At 67.4% G+C, this 2,929-nt stretch carries 2 protein-coding genes; both read left to right on the top strand.

Features of this window, described 5'->3' with window-relative positions; all coding sequences use genetic code 11:
- Window positions 1-98 precede the first annotated feature (98 nt).
- On the top strand, window positions 99-1,589 hold the full coding sequence (locus CLV37_RS26770) for an FGGY-family carbohydrate kinase (protein ID WP_106215786.1): 1,491 nt from the start codon (window positions 99-101) through the stop codon (window positions 1,587-1,589).
- A complete protein-coding gene (locus CLV37_RS26765; RefSeq protein ID WP_106215785.1) occupies window positions 1,589-2,824 on the top strand; it encodes an alpha-hydroxy acid oxidase in 1,236 nt (411 codons plus the stop codon). Before CLV37_RS26770 ends, CLV37_RS26765 begins: the two co-directional genes overlap by 1 nt.
- The last annotated feature ends 105 nt before the right edge of the window (window positions 2,825-2,929 follow it).

Below are 2,929 nucleotides of genomic sequence, written 5' to 3'. Positions count from 1 at the left end.
GTCGCGAACGCCGTGTTCGTCCTGACCGCCGGGGACCTGTCGCACACCACCGGTCTGCACGTCCCCGTCGACGCCGGCGTCGCCGCCGCCTTCCTCCGGTGACCCGTTCGGCACCCGCGACCGACGTGTTCGCTGCGGTCGATCTTGGGGCGACGAGCGGGCGAGTGATCCTCGGCAACGTTGTCGCGGCAGCCAGAGGCACCATCATGGAGATGCGTCACGTCTCCCGCTTCGGCAACGGCCCGGTGCGAACCCGGGACCATCTGCATTGGAACATCCTGGAGCTCTACCGTCAGATCCTCCTGGGCCTGGGCGCCGCGGAGCGACTGGCTCCCGGCCAGATCGCCAGTGTCGGGGTGGACTCCTGGGCGGTGGACTATGCCCTGCTGTCTCACCAGCGCCTGTTGGGTGTGCCGTTCCACTACCGGGACTCCCGCAATGAAGTCGGTGTAGGGGCGGTACACGCCAAGATCAGTGCGAGCGAGCTGTATCAACGCAACGGGCTCCAGCACCTGCCTTTCAACACCCTTTTCCAACTGGCCACCGAAGGGCCCCTGCTCGAAATCGCCGACCGTGTCCTCCTCATCCCCGACCTCATCAACTTCTGGCTGACCGGAGTCTCGGTGGCGGAGCGGACCAACGCCTCGACCACCGGGCTTCTCCATGCCGGCAACCGCGACTGGGACGTGCAGCTGGCACGAACGCTTGGTATCCGACCGCACCTCCTACCGCCCTTGGTGGATCCCGGCGCGCGCGTGGGTCGGATGACCCCGGAGGTCGCCGACACCGTCGGACGTCAACTGAACGTGGTGGCAGTCGGTTCACACGACACCGCCTCTGCCGTGGTCGCCGTCCCCAGTGAGGGGGATGACTTCGCCTATATCTCGTGCGGTACCTGGGGTCTCGTCGGTGTGGAGCTGAAGAACCCCGTCCTAACCGAGGATGCACGAGGGGCGGGATTCACCAACGAGGGCGGGGTCGACGGACGTACCCGGTTCTTGCGCAACGTCATGGGGCTGTGGCTGCTGACTGAATCGCAGCGGACCTGGGACCCCATCGCGACGGACGCCCAGCGCTCCAGCCGACTTTCGGCACTCCTCGACGAGGCAAGTCGGGTACGGAATCCCGTTGCCATCTTTGATGTCGATAATCCTCTATTTTTAGCTCCAGGAGACATCCCCGGCCGCATCCGCAACTGGTGTCGTGCACACGGCGAACCGGTCCCGGCCAGCCCGGCTGAGACCGTGCGCAGCATCATCGAAAGCCTCGCCGCCGCCTTTGCTCAAGCGGTTACCGATGCTGCCCGACTCGCCGACCATGACGTGTCGGTGATCCACCTCGTGGGTGGTGGGTCCCTCAACACCCTGTTGTGTCAGGCGACTGCCGATCGCAGCGGACTGCCGGTGCTGGCCGGCCCGGTCGAGGCCACCGCTATGGGCAATCTGCTCGTGCAGGCACGAGCCGCGGGCCGCCTCGGTGCCGACCTCGCCGATCTCCGAGCCGTGGCGAACCGTTCAGCTGATGTCCTGCGCTACGAACCCCACCACCTCCCCCCTCACCGCTCCCCCATCACCGCTGAGGTTCTCTGATGAAACGACAGATCCCCAACGCCCGTGAGATCCTGGAGCTGGTGAGCTTCAAGAAGCCCGAGCTCGACGGCACCAAGCGCCGCCTGGACGCGGCCCTCACCATCGAGGACCTGCGCCGCATCGCCAAGAAGCGCACCCCCCGCGCCGCCTTCGACTACACCGACGGCTCCGCCGAGGGCGAGATCTCCCTGGCCCGCGCCCGCCAAGCCTTCGCAGACGTGGAGTTCCACCCCTCGATCCTGCACGACGTGTCGAAGGTCGACACCTCCACCACGATCTTCGGCGGCCCCTCCGCCCTGCCCTTCGGCATCGCCCCCACCGGCTTCACCCGCCTCATGCAGACCGAAGGCGAAGAAGCCGGTGCCGGCGCCGCCGGCGCCGCCGGCATCCCCTTCACCCTCTCCACCCTGGGCACCACCACCATCGAACACGTCAAAGCCGCCAACCCCACCGGCCGCAACTGGTTCCAGCTCTACGTCATGCGCAAGCGCGAGATCTCCTACGGCCTGGTCGAACGCGCCGCCGCCGCCGGCTACGACACCCTCATGTTCACCGTCGACACCCCCGTGGCCGGAGCCCGCCTGCGCGACAAGCGCAACGGCTTCTCCATCCCACCCCAGCTCACCGCCCGCACCGTCGCCGACACCGCCACCCACCCCGCCTGGTGGTTCGACTTCCTCACCACCCGCAAGCTGGAGTTCGCCTCCCTCACCCAGACCGGCGGCACCGTCGGCGAACTGCTCGACTACGCCATGGACCCCACCATCGACTACGCCGACCTCGCCGAGATCCGCGCGATGTGGCCCGGCAAGCTCGTCGTCAAAGGCGTCCAGAACGTCCCCGACTCCCGCAAGCTGGCCGACCTCGGCGTCGACGGCATCGTCTTGTCCAACCACGGCGGCCGCCAGCTCGACCGCGCCCCCATCCCCTTCCACCTGCTGCCCGAGGTGGTCAAGGAGGTCGGGGCGGACACCGAGATCGCCCTGGACACCGGCATCATGAACGGCGCCGACATCGTCGCCGCCCTCGCCCTGGGCGCGAGGTTCACGTTGATCGGCCGCGCCTACCTGTACGGCCTCATGGCCGGTGGCCGCCAAGGCGTCGACCGCGCCATCCAGATCCTCACCGACCAGGTCGTGCGGACGATGAAACTCCTCGAGGTCGCGAACGTCGAGGAACTCGAACCCCGACACGTCACCCAGCTGGAACGATTGGCTCCGCGCGCGCGAGATTGAGAGGATCTCAGGACGGACTCAACCGGTCGTCGCAACACCTCGATCGTGGAGGCGTTGAATGGTGTGGGGCAGTCGACAGCAGCAGCGGGTACGGGCCTACCGGGG

The sequence above is a fragment of the Kineococcus rhizosphaerae genome, assembly GCF_003002055.1.
Taxonomy (GTDB): Bacteria; Actinomycetota; Actinomycetes; order Actinomycetales; family Kineococcaceae; genus Kineococcus; species Kineococcus rhizosphaerae.
This window is presented reverse-complemented; position numbering and strand designations above follow the sequence as displayed.

Bases quoted from the DNA above. Each gene is read 5' to 3' on its own strand.
- CLV37_RS26765 (WP_106215785.1), top strand. From the start codon at position 1,589: ATGAAACGACAGATCCCCAACGCCCGTGAGATCCTGGAGCTGGTGAGC.